The organism is Musicola paradisiaca NCPPB 2511 (assembly GCF_000400505.1).
Classification (GTDB): Bacteria; Pseudomonadota; Gammaproteobacteria; order Enterobacterales; family Enterobacteriaceae; genus Musicola; species Musicola paradisiaca.
Genome location: NZ_CM001857.1, coordinates 1,580,478 through 1,596,432, shown reverse-complemented (window position 1 = coordinate 1,596,432; position 15,955 = coordinate 1,580,478). Strand labels below are relative to the sequence as shown.

Genomic DNA, 15,955 nt, shown 5'->3' with positions numbered 1-15,955 from the left:
GCATGAAAAAGCCAAAAAAAACCTGATTCCCGCCATGCTGATAACAACATGACGGGAATCAGGTTTCGCTCAGGTTGCCCTGATGACGTCCTTTAGCGGCTGTTATAGCGATTCACCGAGCCCGACTCAAGCGCCAGCGCTGCAATCTGTGATGAGTATCATCCTCACCAGTCGGCCTCCCCGATGGGGAAACGGCAGTCGCAGCCTTGCCGCTCATTGCCGCGCCATGTCGCGCGTCATCCCTCGGGTTTAAAACGTACAGCGCCACAGGCCGTGCTGACTGCAATAGCAAAACGCGCTGAAGCCGCGTTTGCAGTTAAACTTGCAGCGGCTGCCTTTACACACCGGACGATCGCAGTACACATAAGCGTCATCATCCGCCAGTGAAAACGTCGCCCCGGGCTTACCGCCCGGTTTAAGGAATTTCAGTTGTCCACCCTGGAAGGTGTAGAGATAAATCCACTCCAGATGATGTTCCACCGCCATCGGGTGCGGCGGCTCGCCCACCGTCACGCTGAGCACGTTGGCGTCGAAACCGCCGGAAACCGTCATGTGCGGCTGGTGCAAAGCGGCCAGCGGAGCATCCGCATCCTGTAGCGCCAGCGCCGTCATCGGCGCGCCGCAACAAGCGAAGGACGCGCACGATGATGGCGATGTCGATGGCACCGCGATCACCAGCCGATGGCAGTGATCGCAGCGGTAAAACGCCGGCGCAGGGGTGTTGAAGGCGGGTTTGGTACTGTTGCGGATCCGGGTACTGCGCCGGGCAGAGGCCGGTTCCTCGCTCCCCTTACGCTGAGACACCGCTGTCATTGCTACCCCTCATACTGCTTCAGGATCTGGCGGGCGGAGATATACACCATGATTTCATCGGTGCCGCCGCCGATACGGTTAACCCGCACATCGCGCCAGAAGCGGGAGATGCGGCTGTCATTGGTATAGCCGAGCCCACCCAGGATCTGCATCGCATCATCGACCACTTCGCAGGCGGACTGGGCGCAGTAAAGCTTGCACATCGGTGCCGATTGCCGCATCGGCAGCCCCTGGTCACACTCCCAGGCCACACGGTAGACAAAGTTTTTCATGTTCTGGATTTTGATCGCCATCTGGGTCAGCTTGAGTTGCGTCAGCTGGAACTGGCCGATGGTTTTATCGAACTGAACGCGCTGATTCGCATAGCGGGCGGCATCTTCAAACGCGCACTCCGCCACCCCCAGCGAATGGGCGGCGATCACCAGTCGTTCGATATCAAAGTTTTCCATCATATGGATGAAGCCCCAGCCCTCGCGGCCGACCCTGTCCTCTTCCGACACTTCCACATTATCGAGGAACACTTCGCAGTTGCTGATCATGTGCCAGCCGACTTTGTGCAAGTCATTGCGTTTGACGCCGGGGGAGTTCGGGTCGAGCCACCACAGGGTAAAGCAGCGTTTGGGATCTTCCGGTTCCGGATTGCGCGCCAGCACCAGCATATAGGGCAAATCTTTGGCGCCGGTGATAAAGGTTTTCTGCCCGTTGAGATAGACCTTGCCGTTTTTGCGGGTGTAGGTGGTGGCGATGCGGTTATTGTCTGAACCGGCCTGCGGTTCGGTGAACGCCAGCGAATAGGCCGGCACGCCGGTCAGCCCGGCCTCCGCCGTCATGGCCAGTTGCCGGGCATTGCCGAAACGCTGCATGTTATGGATGCACTGCCCTTCGGTCATGATATAGGCCGGTGCCCCCATGCGGGCGATCTCCGCCAGTACCAGCATCTGCGTCGTCATATCCGCCGGTACGCCGCCCAGCGCTTCGGGAATCCCCAATAACCCGATGCCGCTGTCGGCCAGCGCCGTAAAGAATTCGCGGGGGAACCGGTGTTGTTCGTCGCATGTTTTGAAATAGGATTCAGGAAAATCACGGCTGATCAGTTCCCGAATGCTGGCGAGCAGCAACTCCTGCTCTTCGCTTAACGCAAAATCCATGATGCCTCCCGTTATTGGTTGGCGCACAGGGCATGATTATTTCCCGGCACACGTCGAATCTGTCGATAAACAGCATTAAAAAATAAATGAATTAAATACGCTTATTTTCAGAACCAAGAATAAAACAGACAGCACGAATACAGGATAGACGTTTTTGATAATCAATAGGACAAAACGAACACGGCAATTATTTCAACTTACATGAGACACCCCAAAAACACGTTATAACAAATACACCACCCATGTTTATTTTATGCGAATTCTCCCGACGAATTAAAAGTTTGAGCCCGCTCCCAAAAAATAATCACCACACACAAAAACAAGGCCAACACTAAAACATAATATATTGATTTTAAAATAAAAATAAATAAATGTTCGATTTATCCAGCGTTATGAGCCAAATGTCAATGGTTTGAATTTCCGCGCCGTACTTATACTTCTTTCAACCAAATGGAGGTAATAAACCATGAAAAAATGATGCCACCTCATCATTTAACCTGTTATTCACATCCGTGAAATACGAATTAAAAGAAAGGGAAATCAATACCGTCGCCCCAACCTAGATTCGAAATATCACGGGTCAGTGGTTTATTGCTCCTGTACTTATCGTTAATTGATAATACGTAGAGGCAAGTATATGGCAATATTATCAGAACGCGCGTTGGCAGAGCTGAAGGAAAAAGTCCGCCGGGTCACTGAAAATGATCTGGAGGAATTACAGCTGGAAGTGGAAAGGACGAATGTATTTCCGGATGCCTATTACGATGTCTGCCGCAAGAATGATTTATTCCGGTTGGCGATCCCGGAAGAATTTGGCGGCATGGGGCTTAATTGCGAACAATTTTTTTCCGTCATGGAGGAGTTCTGCCGCGGCCCGGGTGGCATGCGTATGAACCTGCACCACGCCAACGGGTTGAACTGGCGTATCCTCTACGATCACGGCGCCCAGGATCTGCGGGCCAAATGGCTGCCGAAGCTGGCCAATAAGGACGCCTACATCAACTTCGCCCTGACCGAAGCCGGGTGCGGTTCCGGCGCGGATATCCGCACCACTGCGGTACGCAAGGGTGACAAATACATCCTGAACGGTTCCAAGACGCTGATTTCCCACACCGATATCTCCGATGCGTCCTATGTCATCGCCGTTACTGACGAGAACAAGCGCAAGAAAGGCGGTCTGACGGCGTTCTTTGTGGAAACCAACACGCCGGGCTACTACATCGACCCGATGCCGCACATGATGGGTTGCCGCGGCGCCGGTCACGCCTACCTGCGGTTTGAAAACTGCGAAGTCCCGGCTCACAACATCATGGGCAAAGAAGGCGACGGGCTGGATATCTTCATGAACGCGCTGGCTCACTCCCGCGCCATGATTGCCGTCACCTGTCTGGGTATGTCCCAGCGCTTCCTGGAACTGGCCATCGCCCGCGCCAAGGATCGCGTCACCTTCGGCAAACCGCTGACCGCGCGTCAGGCCATTCAGCAGACGCTGGCGGATATGGGCACCCAGGTGCACGCGCTGCGTGTCATGCTGCAAGACTGCGCCCGTAAGTTCGACCGCGGCGAAGACATCGAAATGGTCTCGGCCATGTGTAAATTGCACGGCATCGATACGGTACGCACCGTTTCTGACGGCTGTCTGGAAATCTTCGGCGGTATCGGCTACTTCGAAGACAACCCCTACGGCCCGGTAGAACGCATGTACCGCGACGCCCGCGCACTGTGGTTCGAAGAAGGGCCGCGCACCGTGCAGCGCCTCACCATCGCTCGCCCGCTGATTGAAAGCAAGGGCGTCATCAAATAACGCACCCATGGGCCCCGGCGAACCATACCGGGGCCGTTTTGTGGTGCCCAATGACGCGCGTAATGCCGTCCGCCTGAACGGGCTGGCGGGGCATCTCGGGTAAACGACGCCTGCGGGGATAACGCTTCCCCCTGCGGTCATCCGTACATCCGTCCTCCCCCTCTCGCTTCAGGTCACATGTCTTCATCTCAGTGGTCGCCATCGGCGGCCATTCCTGATTTCACGCGGGAGTCATCATGAGCACATCAATAGGAAACCGACGCTGGGGTATCGTCGTTCTGCTGATCATCGACTATTTCGTCATGTTTGTAGCCCGAAGCGGCATGTCCATGTGCGGCCCGGCGCTGATGCAAGAATACGGCTGGAGCGCCACCCAATTCGGCTGGGTCTCCACCGCCTTCTTTATCGGTTACGCCATCACCATGCTGCCGGCCGGCATGCTCGCCGACCGTTTCGGCGGCGGCATCGTACTGATGACCGGCACGCTGTGGTGGGCCATCTTCACCTTTCTGACACCGCTCGGCACCACGCTGGGCACCATGATGGCGCTGCGTATTCTGGTCGGCATCGGGCAAGGTCTGCTGGTGCCGGCCAACTTTTCGTTGCTGTCGAACTGGGTCACTCGCAACGAATCCGGCAAGGGTACCGGGTTATTGCAAATAGGTTGTCCGGCCGGCATCGCCGCCGCCATGGTGATCGCCGCCTGGATTATTCAAACCTGGGGATGGCAGCATGTGTTCTATCTGCTGGCGGCGCCGGGTCTCGTCTGGTGCCTGCTGTGGTGGCGCATGGGCAGCAATCGCCCACAGCAAGACCGCCACATCAGCCCGACGGAACGGGCCTACATCGACGCCGGGCAAAAACCTGACGCGCATGCCGCCGACGATGAGGCGCACCCCATCACCCGGCGCGATATTCTCTCCACACCGTCGGTTTGGTGCTGCTCGTTGTGCTACTTCTGCACTAACTATCTGTTTTTCCTGTTTATGACCTGGTTGCCCACCTACTTCGCCATGGGACGCGGCATCAACCTGAAACAGAGCGCCATTCTGTCGATGCTGCCGTATCTGGTCGCCATCCTCGCCTATCCGCTGGGCGGCGTGGTGACGGACGGCGCGGTTCGTCGGCTGGGGCAGAGCGCGGGCCGCAAGCTGACCCCGATGGTCGGGCTGCTGCTGGCCGGCATATTTCTGATCCTCGGCACCCGCGCCAACAGCCTGTGGAATGCCGCGGCGCTGATCTCGGCCTCCAACTTTTTCCTGTGTTTCACCATGGGTGCGCACTTCTCGATTCCGATGGTGTTTTCTCGTCGCAATACCGGGATGCTGGTCGGGCTCAACGGCGTATTCGGCACCACGGCGGGTATTCTCGCGCCGGTTTTTTCCGGCCTGATCATCGACCTGACCGGGCAATATGAATACGCCCTGTATCTGGGTGCGACGCTGGCCATCATCGGCGCGTTGTTTATGTGGATGGCGCGGATCCAACCGATCACCCGCAAAGATGCACAACACCGATCGCTGCATCACGCCGGGTCATGACGTCGCCGGTGCGACTGCGCGGATTTTCGCCATTCGCACCGGTGAAGAAAATCGAATAAGTGCATAATTATCAATGGTTCGACAATAAGGGAATCACCATGAATACCACCATTCCTGCCTATGCGCTCTATGGCGAACAGTCTGAACTAAGCTGGGAAAACTTCTTCAATGTGGAACATTTGTCTTTTCGCTCCCGGTCGCTGAACTGGAAGGTGTCGCCCCATGTGCACGAATCCCTGCTGCAAGTGTTGTTCATCCAGCAAGGGGACGTGGATGTGTTGTTGAATTACACCCGTTTCAAGGCACATGCCCCGTGTCTGATTCTGATCCCCGCCCAAACGGTACACGGTCTGGAATACACGCCGGATTCGGAAGGGCTGACCATCACCGCCTCCCAGAAACCGCTGGAATCGACAATCGCGCTGCTGGCGCCGAATGTCATGAAGCTGGTCGATACCCCGTGCATCATTTCACTGGCGCAAACACCGGATGATTGCGAGGTGGTGCAGGGCTACTATCAGGCCATGGTGCGCGAACTGCGCATCCCCAACATCAACCAGATCGCCATGGGCATGTCGCTGTTGACTTCGCTGTTTTTGCACCTTGCCCGCATCAGCGGCCAGGTGGTGGAGCCGCAGGAATACGAGATCTGTTCGCGCAAGACGGCGCAAATCAACAAGTTCCTGCAATTGGTCGATCAGCGTTTCCGCCAGCGCCTGTCGGTTAACGATTACGCCTGCAAAATGGGCATGTCGCCGGGCCACCTGTCGCGGTTGTGCCGGGAAGCGCTCGGCATGTCGAGCCTGGATGTGATCAATATGCGGGTTATTCAGGAAGCGCAACGCGATCTGGTGTATACCGCCAAAACCATCAAACAACTGGCGGCTTCGCTCGGCTTCAACGACGAGGCCTATTTCACCCGCTTCTTTCACAAGCACGCCGGCGTTAGCCCCACCCAGTTTCGCGAGCTGGCGGTCAAACAGATCGTGTTATCAGAAAACGTGCCCAACGCGACGCCGGGCCACAACGCCAAACGCCGCGTTGACGAAGACGAAGAGGAAGACACCCGGCAGTTAACCTTCGCTTGAAGGCATTCCCTGCAACCGCCTGGCTCAGACCCGCAGGCACACTAAAAAACCCCCGGCGCTAATAACGCCGGGGGTTTTTATTAGACATGCAGCGAGGTGTCGGAAACCGCCGTCGGCTCCTCCGCCAGACCGAGGCGCTGGGCGATATCCTGCCGCAGCAGGTACTTTTTGATTTTCCCCGACGCGGTGCGCGGCAGATGGTCAATCACCACCAGATGCTCGGGGTACTTGTATTTGGCGACACGCTTGCGGCAGAAAAACGCGATCACGTCCTCCAGCGTCAGTATGGCGCAGGACTCTTGCAACACCACATAAGCACAGGTGCGTTCCCCCAGGCGTTCATCCGGCATGGCGACGACGCCGGCATCGCGCACCCGCGGATGCTGCATCAGGATCTCTTCCACTTCACGGCTGCTGATGTTCTCGCCGCCGCGCACGATGATGTCCTTCTTGCGGCCGGTGATCTTGATGTACCCCGCCTCGTCCATCCGGCACAGATCGCCGCTGTAATACCAGCCGTCTTCATCCAGCGCGCGCGCCGTCAATTCCGGCTCGTCCAGGTAGCCCATAAACACCTGCGGGCCACGGGAGGCTTCCTCGCCTTCTTCGCCGCAGGGCACCGTCTGGTGCTGCTTGTCGACCACCCGGATTTCCACCCCGGCGACGGCGGTGCCGTCGGTGTTGACCACGCGCGACAGCGGATCGTCCAGCTTAACCACCGCATGCGGCGAGCTTTCCGTCGCGCCATACACGCTCAGCAGTTTGATGCCGGCTTGCAGGCAGTCGCGGGTGATTTTTTTCGGGATGGTGGTGCCGCCGCACAGGAAAAAACGCAGCGACGACAGGTCGTAGGGGTGTTGCTGTACGGTGCACAGCAAATCGTAAACGAACGGCGTCGCCCCCAGCACGCAGGTGCAGCGTTCCCGCTCCAGCAGCGTGAGGCAGTGCGTCGGGTTGAAGATATCCAGCAACACGCTGCGCCCCCCGATGAGAAACGGCAGGGTGACGCCATGCAGAAAACCGGTGGCGTGCGCCAGCGGCGCCGGCATCAGGATGGTGTCCATCCAGTTGAGATTCAGGGTGGAAGCGTATGCACGCTCGCTGGCGAGAATATTGTTGTGGGTCAGCATCACCCCCTTCGGCACCCCTTCGGTACCGGAGGTGAACAGTACCGCGGCCAACTCGTCGCCGTTGACGCTGACCGGGTGCGCCAGCGGCGGATAGTCCTGCAACAGTTGGCTGAGCGCCGGCGTCGAGACCGCGGGCGCCAATTTATCCACCGCCACCAGGTGCTCTAAATACGGCAGTTGCTCACGCAATGGCGTAATCAGCTCCAACGGGGTGGTGTTTTTGAAACGGGTCGGCGCGAACAATACCCGCGCCTGACTTTTGTTGAGAGTCCAGGTAAGTTCGGTTTCCCGGTAGGCCGGCAGCAGCGGAACCGACACCGCACCGACTTTCAGACAGGCCAGGTAAATCAGCGTGAATTCGCTCCAGCCGGGAAGCTGAAACGCCACCCGATCGCCCGGCTTAATACCGCACGCCAACAGATAGGACGCCAGGCTGCCGGCAGCACTGTCCAATTCAGCGTAGGTATAGGCGGTTCCCTGATTGTCGATTACCGCAGTCTTGTCGGGCGCGGCCTTCGCCGCCTGGTGCCAGTAGTCGCCAAGCGACGCATCTCCCCAATACCCCATCCGCCGGTACAAAGCCCGGCGTTCGGCGTTAAATTTGATTGTGACAGTCATTATGTTGTCTCTGTTATACACAGCAGAACGCTCGCGGGATGCATTGCTCCTCTGCCGGTTATCGGGGAAAACACAAGGGGAGAGGCCTCCCCTTGCGAGCGTCCCGCGCATACCGGTGGGTGGTAACACAGCGCACGATACCCTGTCGTTCCATCATCACTTGCCGACACATCGAACCGTCTCAACCGGCGGGAACATCGCTGTCGGCCGCTGTCCATTCCCACCGCCGGCGCCGATGGCCCCGGCAGGTCACATCAATCAACCAAAGCGAAACTCGATACCGAACGTGCCCTGGGGGTACTCCCATTTTTCCAGGATCGTATCGCCGCACAGGATCCGGCAGGTGCCGCACTCCAGGCAACCGGCGTAATCAAAGTGGATATTGCCTTCGCTATCCTGCTTGTAGAGCCCCGCCGGGCAAGCCTTCACCAGTTTGTTGAACTGATCTTGCGCCGGTTTATCCATCAGCACGATATGCGGATTCCCTTCATCCACATGGAACTTGTTGATGCCCAGTTTGACGTCAACATTGACGCTATTTTCGTTGCTCATAGCGCTGTCGCCCCCTTGATGCCATCTTTCAACAGGTTCATCAGCCCTACCTTTTTAGCGCGGCCCATGATTTTCGAACCCATGGACTTGCTGGGGCTGCCATCAATCACAAACACGTCGCTCATGATGCCGGCGACCATCTGCGGATACTGAGTAAACATGCGCGGGTTTTCCATCATTGCCGGCAGCTTGCGGTAACGCTGCATGTCTTGCAGCACAAAGCTCTGCTCCAGTTTTTTCCGGTACCCGGCCAGCCCGCTGGCGGAAAAGTCCTGCGTGCTCTTCGCTTCGATAGCGGTCTGTGCGGCGGCTTCTGCCGAGGCGATGGCCAAATCCATACCGCGGACGGTAAAGCCCATGTTGAGGCATAACCCCGCCGCGTCCCCAACTATCATCACGCCGTCGCTCGCCAATTGCGGCACCATCTCCAGCCCGCCTTCCGGCACGACGTGCGCGGAATACTCCTGCAATGTGCCGCCCTGAATCAGCGGACGGATAGTCGGGTGCTGTTTAAAGTCTTCCAACATCTGCGGCACGCTCTTGGTGGCATGCTCGATATCGCCCAGACCACAAACCAGCCCCAATGAAATCGTATCCCGGTTGGTGTAAAGGAATCCGCCGCCCATCAGGCCGTTTGACGGCGACCCGGCGAACAGCCAGGCCGCGCCTTCACCGGCAGCAAGATTAAACCTATCTTCGATCACGGAGGACGGCAGCGCGATCAGCTCTTTCACGCCGACGGCGTAATGATGCGGCGATGATTTCTGTACCATGCCGATAGAACGGCCCAGCAGCGAATTAACGCCTTCGGCCAGAATCACGATATTGGCTTCCAGTACGTCGTCGCCCGCCTGCACGCCGACCACCCGGTTGCCCTCGCGCACCAGCGCATCGACGCGAACGCCGGGAATAAACTGCGCGCCGGCGTCTTCCGCTTTTTCCATCAGCCACGGGTCGAACAGATTACGCAATACGGTGTAGGAGGCTTTCGACGCGATATCCGGCTGCTCGCTGTGGTAATCCATCGTGACGGCGCTGTCTTCGGTGAGAAAAGAGATCTTCTCCCGGGTCACTTTGCGCTCGACCGGCGCTTCTTGCGCGAAGCCCGGTATGATTTTTTCCAGGCTGTGCGCATACAGACGCCCGCCGGTCATATTCTTGCTGCCCGCCGTGTTGCCGCGCTCAACCACCAACACGTCCAACCCGGCTTTCGCCATCACATAACCGGCGACGCAACCGGCAACGCCGGCGCCGACCACGATGGCATCAAATTTTTCTTCCGACATTGCTTCGGCTCCCTCTATCCCGCCACCGGCAAGGTGGCGGGACATGCGTCATTAACGGGTTAACTGCTCAATCAGGGCGGGGATGACTTTGTAGATGTCCCCGACCAGACCGTAGTCGGCGTATTTGAAGACCGGCGCATTCTTATCCTTGTTGATGGCGACGATGGTTTTCGCGCTGTTGCCGCCCACCATGTGCTGGATCTGGCCGGAAATACCCAGCATCAGATAGAGATCGGATTTCAGCAGCACGCCGGAAACGCCGATGTAGCGTTCGCGTTCCATCCAGTGTTCGCCTTCGGCGATCGGGCGGGAACAGCCGACTTCCGCGCCGATCACATTCGCCAGGTTCTGCACCATGCTCAGATCGGTCTGAGCAGCCAGACCGCGGCCGACGCCGATCACACGTTTGGCTTTGCTCAAGTCGACGCTGCTCAGCGATTTGGCGCGACGTTCCTTGCACAGGATTTCCTGACGCGGCGCGACATAACTGGCCTGATACACCGGGCAGTCGTGCGCCGGGTTGGCGGCGACAGGTTCCAGCGCACCGGGTGCCAGCGTCACGATGGCGATCGCGGTATTGATTTTTTCACGACCGAAGGCCAGGCCGCCGTACATGCGGTGTTCAGCAAATACGCCGTCATCCGTCACACTCAGGGTGGTCACGTCGTTAACCAGCGCGGCATTCAACAGAATGCTCAGACGTGCGGCCAACGCTTTGCCGCGTTTGGTGGTGGACAACAGGATCAGCGACACGGTACGGGCGCCGTCCGCCGGTTTTTCTACGACGGAAGCCAGCGTCTCGGCATAGTTTTCAATCCGCTGATTTTCCGCATTCACACCCAGTACGTAGAGCGCATCCGCACCCAACGGTTTCACCGCCGGCACTACGTCGTCATGCTGAACCAGTGCGTCGACACGTTCGCCCCATTGACGTGCGCCGGCCATCAGGTCGGCATAGCGATCGGTGTTATCGCTGAACACCCATACATTGGCTAATTTACTCATGGTGATTTTTCTCCGTCCGGGTTAGTTCAGCACTTTCTTCAGATGTTCAGCCAGTTCGGCCACCGCTTCCGGTGAATCGCTTTCAATGATGATATGTTTGCGTTCAGCCTGAGGCGGCACATGGATGGCGGCCAGTTCGGTAAAGGGCGCGCTCGGCGTCCACTCGACATCGCCGGCTTTCCACTGCGTAACCGGTTTTTTCCCGGCGCCGAGAATGGCTTTCATGGTAGGAATGCGGGGCACGTTAATATCGGACGTCACGCACAGCACCGCCGGCAGCGTCAACTCCAGCACCTCGACTTCTTCTTCCAGCGTGCGTTCGACGATGACGCGATTACCGTCCAGTTGGATGCTGCTGACCGCATTGATGGTCGGTACCTGCAACAGTTCCCCGGCCAGCAGGCCCACCTGCTGGGCGTACAGATCGCCGGAGCCTTCGCCGAACAGCATCAGGTCGAACCCGATTTTGCCTGCGGCGGCAACGATCGCCTGCGCGGTGTCTTTGGGCAGTGCGTTTTCCAACTGTGCGTCTTGAACCAGATAAAGTTCATGCGGGCCGCGCGACAACACGTCCTTACGCACTTTGGAGTTGTCCAGGTACTTGCCGCCGACACAAAGCGCCGCAACCTGGCCGTCGTCACCCACCAGTTGGGTGGCGGCTTCAATGGCATTGAGGTCAAACTGGCTGATTTTGGCGTCCGCGCGATCGAAATTCAGCGTCCGATCTGCAGTAACCACAATGTCTTGCTCTTCGGGTACCAGCTTGAAGCAGGTTATAATTTTCATGGTATCTCCTATCGTCAATCACGAATATTGGGGTTGGCGGTGAAGGCGTCCGTACCTGAATGACGATAAGCCAATGGGCAAACGGAACAATTCAGATAGATGCCGGTCGCCGGCAATAAAGAAAATGGAGAGACGTTTGATTGACTCATGTTTTTCTCCGCATTAAAGACTCTCTATAACGCTGCGCCCCAATGTTGGATGGGGAATACAGCCAGGTATAGAAAACCATTTTTCTCAAAGGAATATACTAGGCTGATATATTGATGCCGCCGCCAATACAATACGACATGATAATATGTTTTAGTTACCAACTATCTTGCAGAAAAAAATGCCAACCTCGACAATGTGTTAATTAATTGTTTTCTGTTTATCTCTACGCTGTGGGAGATAAAGAAAAAAACGTGTTATGTCATAGCAATGATGAAATATAAAATCACGCCAGTAAGTTGTGATGATCATCATGTTTATTTCGATATACTCTTTTTTTTCTTTGATGGTTTCAATTCAAAATAAATATCTCGCCGCATTATGAATGTTATATGTTCGTTTTGTACTCCTCTCACCACCTATTCCATAGTTTTTATGCATGAATCTATAGATTTTATTAATGAAAAATAAAAACATCCATTATTTGCACCAGTGCACAATCTTGCATTCCATACAAACAATCTTGTTTTGGGGTCGGTTTTTTTCGTGTTATATATTGTTTCTCGTTACTCGATTGAACCATTCAGTAATTGACTTGCAGCTTACGGCTACATGGGGAAGTCATTATGTATCAGTGCAACTTTGATAATAGAACGGATTCCATCTTTGAAAACGGATTGACGCCAAAACTCTCCCGCTATGTTATTAGCGACGATCCCAACTGGGAATCCGGCCATCATGTTCATGAAGCTGAAACCGAGTTGATTTATGTCAAAAAAGGCGTGGTTAATCTCACGATTGATTCCTCCAGCTATATTGCCCGCGCCGGCGATATCATCGTGATAGAGCGCGGCAGCCTGCACACGGTCGCCTCCGATGCCGTCTCCCCCGCCACAACCTGCACCTGTGCCATTTACGGATTTAAAATCAATGGGATGGAAGAAGGCCGGCTCATGCCGCCGCATTCATGCCCCGTCGCTTCCATGGTGAAGAATAAAGACGTCATCAAAAGCATCTTTCAGGAAATCAGTTTACTGTTGCCACGCCAAAACCGTAACACCCCGTCGCTGGTCTATGATGCGTTTAGTTACGCACTGGCCGTGCTTTATTATGAAAATTTCAAAAATGCCGGCCGCTCCGAACTGGGCTATATGAAAAAAGATGTCCTGGTCAAAGATATTTTGGTTTATCTTAACAGTAATTATCGGGAAAAAATTACGCTGGAGCAATTAGCGAAAAAGTTCCGCGCTAGCGTCAGCTACATTTGCCACGAATTCACCAAAGAATACCATATCTCGCCCATTAACTATGTTATTAAACGTCGAATTACCGAAGCGAAGTTTTCATTGACCAACACCGAACTGTGCCTGAATGAAATATCATTTAAAGTCGGATACGACAATGTCGATCATTTCACAAAACTATTTATCCGGCATGTCGGTTGTTCGCCATCAGAATACCGGAAGCAGTTTAAAAATGACCTCGGCAGCCTGGAATATATGACGCAGTTTGACGATAGCTCAGAGATGCTAATTTAAACCGATCGCGCTTTATAGCGCTAATGGGCATTGATGGTGGCGTTCACTATAGCTCGTCACCCATATTCCTCCGGTGAAACCGAACAAGAGCAACAAGCGACGCCTCCCTAAAACCCTACCCTGCAGACACGTACTACGCTAACCGGTGATAGATGCGGGGATAGAGTCTTCATATACCCACATCAAGAGCCAATATCAGTAATACCATATCCTCTACGGTTTTTATTTTTCGTTCACCGGTTCCTTATCCACAGGGCTAAATCACCCTGTCATTTAAAGACGAATTGATGTCGTGACATGACAAGAGACTGTTATTTACTTTGCTTTTTTGGGTTGTTATTTTGATGAAAAATTGTTGCAGGTTTTCTCTTTTAAACCAGGAAATAATGATGACCAGGGATTCCATCGCCTCCAAACATCCAGGCTAGTTATATGTATCAGAAAAAGGTGAGGCCATCGCCACCATGACCATCCGACAGTCGCCCGGATGCCTATGAAGGATTTATATTTATTGAATATTTTAAAGAATCAAGGAGGTGTTAAAAACACCAGGGAAAAACCAACAACAGCCTAAAAAATCACACGTTATCTATTTTGTTGCTTTGCGCCATTTTAACTAGTTATACAGACTAAATCATTTGAGTTGCAGGAAAATAGTAAATAAGCAAGTCCCGATAAGTGATTCGGGTGAACAAACACCAATAACACACCTGCAATCTGAAGGATGGCGGATATATTGATCATCACCGTATAAAATACAACCGTCATGTAATTATTATAAATAAAATTAAAATCATTATAGGGAATAACATGTCAGGGTATAAAAGAACGTGGTTATTTCTTTTTGTTTTTTCTGACATACATGATTCCACAGCGTCAGATTTCATCCGTGATACAACAATAAATGGTGTACTCTATTATTCCGACATTAGTGAATATCAGCGAGAACCAGCAAACAGCAGCACATACCAGATGTCTATGTATCAGGCGACATCTGCAATCAACTTAACGCTTCAATCAGGATATTATCGGGATTTTTTTGGTATAGATGCAGGCTATTATCAGGCACAAAAAATATCAGACAGAAAAAATACCATTGATGAAGTTGGAATGAATAATGCGCAAACCGTATGGGACGAAACATGGGAAGGGAATCGTAGCGGTGGTAGTCTTTACAAAGCGCATGCAAAATTTAAATATCATAGTTATTGGCTAAATGCTGGCTATATTGCGCCCTCAGGAAAAACATTAGTATCATCCAACTGGAACATATCACCGGGTACGTATCGCGGAATTGAATCAGGCGCTAACTGGAATATATTCACGCATGATAAATTATCACTAGCTTATTTTATCAGTGATCAATACAAAGCCCCCTGGTACACTCGATTTTACTCGTTTCGTGCGATGGACAGAGTTACGCCAATCTCCCATATATTCTCGATCGGCGGAAGCTATCAGCACGATCACTGGTTAGCCGAAGCCGCATATGGCCAGTCTAAAAACTATTTAGAACAATATATGTGGAAGTTGACATATAGCCCATACACAGATAAAAACACATTTAAAATAAATTATCAGATATATATCGCCAACGATAAATCCACCGATAATATTTATGACGGCGCAGCCTGGCTTCAGGGATTAAGCCTTTCTTATCAGGCTCTTCCCTTTGATATTTTAATAGAGGCAACGCAAGTTAACGCGCCAGGAAATCAAGGATATTTCACTACCAGACTGACACCCACTTATGCCAGCTCAGCAGGCAGAATGGATTTTTGGTGGGACTCTATTTCTGATTTTAATGCCGATGGTGAAAAAGCACTTTTCGTTGAAATGAAATATTCACTCTCGACATTAAACTTACCCAATTGGTCTCTCGGAACCAGCTATGCAGTAGGTTGGGGAGCCAGACCAAGCACGAATTTAAATTATGATCAAGAACGACGAATCCACGAATCCGCAGTAGGATTTTATATTAAATATGAATTACCTGATAATCAATTATTTAAAGGAGGAAATATAAAATTGCGATATGTTAAATATGCGAACCACAGTGGAATAACATCCTACAGTAATGGTTTCAACAATACGCCACAGGATCAAAACAACGTTAAATTAACCATTACGCTGCCATTCTCACTCAAGAATTGACGCCCCAACGTCTCCTCTCGCTACCGGGAATGGCGATGCCGGGCGGTGTCCAGCCACTATTTGTTACAATACCGGCACGTTAACTCGGGTGCATCATCCCTCATTGCATCGTTAGGAATACCGTGAGCGTATTATTTAACGTGCAGGAATATGTTTATCTCTGGATATTTTTTAAGAGATTATCATCACACCAAATGATTGTTATCTCTTGGGCGAGATAAAGCATCTAAAAAATAATCACAAGACACACTCCGATCTATTTTCATGACTCACTCTATTACCCAGAACAACTCTCACGGGTAACACACTATTATTTCCTCAATAAACTCCGCTCAATACCATCGC

General features: G+C 53.2%; 13 protein-coding genes. 5 read left to right on the top strand and 8 right to left on the bottom strand.

What is annotated here, in order from left to right:
* Positions 1 to 249: 249 nt before the first annotated feature.
* Both DPA2511_RS22715 and DPA2511_RS07215 read right to left on the bottom strand, forming a co-directional pair.
* Positions 250 to 813 carry a desulfoferrodoxin family protein gene (locus tag DPA2511_RS22715; RefSeq protein WP_012765023.1) on the bottom strand — a complete coding sequence of 188 codons (564 nt, stop codon included), beginning with the start codon at positions 811 to 813 and terminating at the stop codon, positions 250 to 252.
* A 2-nt stretch (positions 814 to 815) separates the two neighbouring features.
* Complete coding sequence (locus DPA2511_RS07215; RefSeq protein WP_012765022.1) at positions 816 to 1,961, bottom strand: acyl-CoA dehydrogenase; 1,146 nt, start codon at positions 1,959 to 1,961, stop codon at positions 816 to 818.
* Positions 1,962 to 2,598: 637 nt separating this feature from the next.
* Between DPA2511_RS07215 and DPA2511_RS07210 the strand changes: the two genes are divergently transcribed.
* The 3 genes from DPA2511_RS07210 (at position 2,599) to DPA2511_RS07195 (ending at position 6,394) form a co-directional block, all read left to right on the top strand.
* Positions 2,599 to 3,765 carry an acyl-CoA dehydrogenase family protein gene (locus DPA2511_RS07210; RefSeq protein ID WP_012765021.1) on the top strand — a complete coding sequence of 389 codons (1,167 nt, stop codon included), beginning with the start codon at positions 2,599 to 2,601 and terminating at the stop codon, positions 3,763 to 3,765.
* 236 nt (positions 3,766 to 4,001) lie between these two features.
* Positions 4,002 to 5,306: an MFS transporter gene (locus DPA2511_RS07200; RefSeq protein WP_012765020.1), complete on the top strand. Its 1,305-nt coding sequence runs from the start codon at positions 4,002 to 4,004 to the stop codon at positions 5,304 to 5,306.
* Positions 5,307 to 5,404: 98 nt separating this feature from the next.
* Positions 5,405 to 6,394, top strand: a complete 990-nt coding sequence (locus DPA2511_RS07195; RefSeq protein ID WP_012765019.1) for a helix-turn-helix domain-containing protein — start codon at positions 5,405 to 5,407, stop codon at positions 6,392 to 6,394.
* 80 nt (positions 6,395 to 6,474) lie between these two features.
* Here the strand turns inward: DPA2511_RS07195 and fadK are convergent, their stop codons facing one another.
* The 6 genes from fadK to DPA2511_RS24075 all read right to left on the bottom strand — a co-directional run bounded on the left by fadK (position 6,475) and on the right by DPA2511_RS24075 (position 11,920).
* Positions 6,475 to 8,142: a medium-chain fatty-acid--CoA ligase gene (fadK, locus tag DPA2511_RS07190; protein ID WP_012765018.1), complete on the bottom strand. Its 1,668-nt coding sequence runs from the start codon at positions 8,140 to 8,142 to the stop codon at positions 6,475 to 6,477.
* A 258-nt stretch (positions 8,143 to 8,400) separates the two neighbouring features.
* On the bottom strand, positions 8,401 to 8,694 hold the full coding sequence (locus tag DPA2511_RS07185; protein WP_012765017.1) for a 4Fe-4S dicluster domain-containing protein: 294 nt from the start codon (positions 8,692 to 8,694) through the stop codon (positions 8,401 to 8,403).
* Positions 8,691 to 9,980 (bottom strand): FAD-dependent oxidoreductase, encoded by a 1,290-nt coding sequence (locus tag DPA2511_RS07180; RefSeq protein WP_012765016.1) that lies wholly within the window; start codon positions 9,978 to 9,980, stop codon positions 8,691 to 8,693. Before DPA2511_RS07180 ends, DPA2511_RS07185 begins: the two co-directional genes overlap by 4 nt.
* Before the next feature lie 51 nt (positions 9,981 to 10,031).
* On the bottom strand, positions 10,032 to 10,985 hold the full coding sequence (locus tag DPA2511_RS07175; protein WP_012765015.1) for an electron transfer flavoprotein subunit alpha: 954 nt from the start codon (positions 10,983 to 10,985) through the stop codon (positions 10,032 to 10,034).
* A 21-nt stretch (positions 10,986 to 11,006) separates the two neighbouring features.
* A complete protein-coding gene (locus tag DPA2511_RS07170) occupies positions 11,007 to 11,771 on the bottom strand; it encodes an electron transfer flavoprotein (RefSeq protein ID WP_012765014.1) in 765 nt (254 codons plus the stop codon).
* Between the two features lie 14 nt (positions 11,772 to 11,785).
* Positions 11,786 to 11,920, bottom strand: coding sequence for a hypothetical protein (locus tag DPA2511_RS24075; RefSeq protein ID WP_012765013.1), 135 nt, complete (start codon positions 11,918 to 11,920; stop codon positions 11,786 to 11,788).
* A 624-nt stretch (positions 11,921 to 12,544) separates the two neighbouring features.
* Between DPA2511_RS24075 and DPA2511_RS07165 the strand changes: the two genes are divergently transcribed.
* On the top strand, positions 12,545 to 13,456 hold the full coding sequence (locus tag DPA2511_RS07165; protein WP_012765012.1) for an AraC family transcriptional regulator: 912 nt from the start codon (positions 12,545 to 12,547) through the stop codon (positions 13,454 to 13,456).
* Positions 13,457 to 14,266: 810 nt separating this feature from the next.
* Positions 14,267 to 15,610 carry an OprD family outer membrane porin gene (locus DPA2511_RS07160; protein WP_012765010.1) on the top strand — a complete coding sequence of 448 codons (1,344 nt, stop codon included), beginning with the start codon at positions 14,267 to 14,269 and terminating at the stop codon, positions 15,608 to 15,610.
* Positions 15,611 to 15,955 lie beyond the last annotated feature (345 nt).

Bases quoted from the DNA above. Each gene is read 5' to 3' on its own strand.
- DPA2511_RS07175 (WP_012765015.1), bottom strand. From the start codon at position 10,985: ATGAGTAAATTAGCCAATGTATGGGTGTTCAGCGATAACACCGATCGC.
- DPA2511_RS07185 (WP_012765017.1), bottom strand. From the start codon at position 8,694: ATGAGCAACGAAAATAGCGTCAATGTTGACGTCAAACTGGGCATCAAC.
- fadK (WP_012765018.1), bottom strand. From the start codon at position 8,142: ATGACTGTCACAATCAAATTTAACGCCGAACGCCGGGCTTTGTACCGG.
- DPA2511_RS24075 (WP_012765013.1), bottom strand. From the start codon at position 11,920: ATGAGTCAATCAAACGTCTCTCCATTTTCTTTATTGCCGGCGACCGGC.
- DPA2511_RS22715 (WP_012765023.1), bottom strand. From the start codon at position 813: ATGACAGCGGTGTCTCAGCGTAAGGGGAGCGAGGAACCGGCCTCTGCC.
- DPA2511_RS07165 (WP_012765012.1), top strand. From the start codon at position 12,545: ATGTATCAGTGCAACTTTGATAATAGAACGGATTCCATCTTTGAAAAC.
- DPA2511_RS07160 (WP_012765010.1), top strand. From the start codon at position 14,267: ATGTCAGGGTATAAAAGAACGTGGTTATTTCTTTTTGTTTTTTCTGAC.
- DPA2511_RS07215 (WP_012765022.1), bottom strand. From the start codon at position 1,961: ATGGATTTTGCGTTAAGCGAAGAGCAGGAGTTGCTGCTCGCCAGCATT.
- DPA2511_RS07195 (WP_012765019.1), top strand. From the start codon at position 5,405: ATGAATACCACCATTCCTGCCTATGCGCTCTATGGCGAACAGTCTGAA.
- DPA2511_RS07180 (WP_012765016.1), bottom strand. From the start codon at position 9,980: ATGTCGGAAGAAAAATTTGATGCCATCGTGGTCGGCGCCGGCGTTGCC.
- DPA2511_RS07170 (WP_012765014.1), bottom strand. From the start codon at position 11,771: ATGAAAATTATAACCTGCTTCAAGCTGGTACCCGAAGAGCAAGACATT.
- DPA2511_RS07210 (WP_012765021.1), top strand. From the start codon at position 2,599: ATGGCAATATTATCAGAACGCGCGTTGGCAGAGCTGAAGGAAAAAGTC.
- DPA2511_RS07200 (WP_012765020.1), top strand. From the start codon at position 4,002: ATGAGCACATCAATAGGAAACCGACGCTGGGGTATCGTCGTTCTGCTG.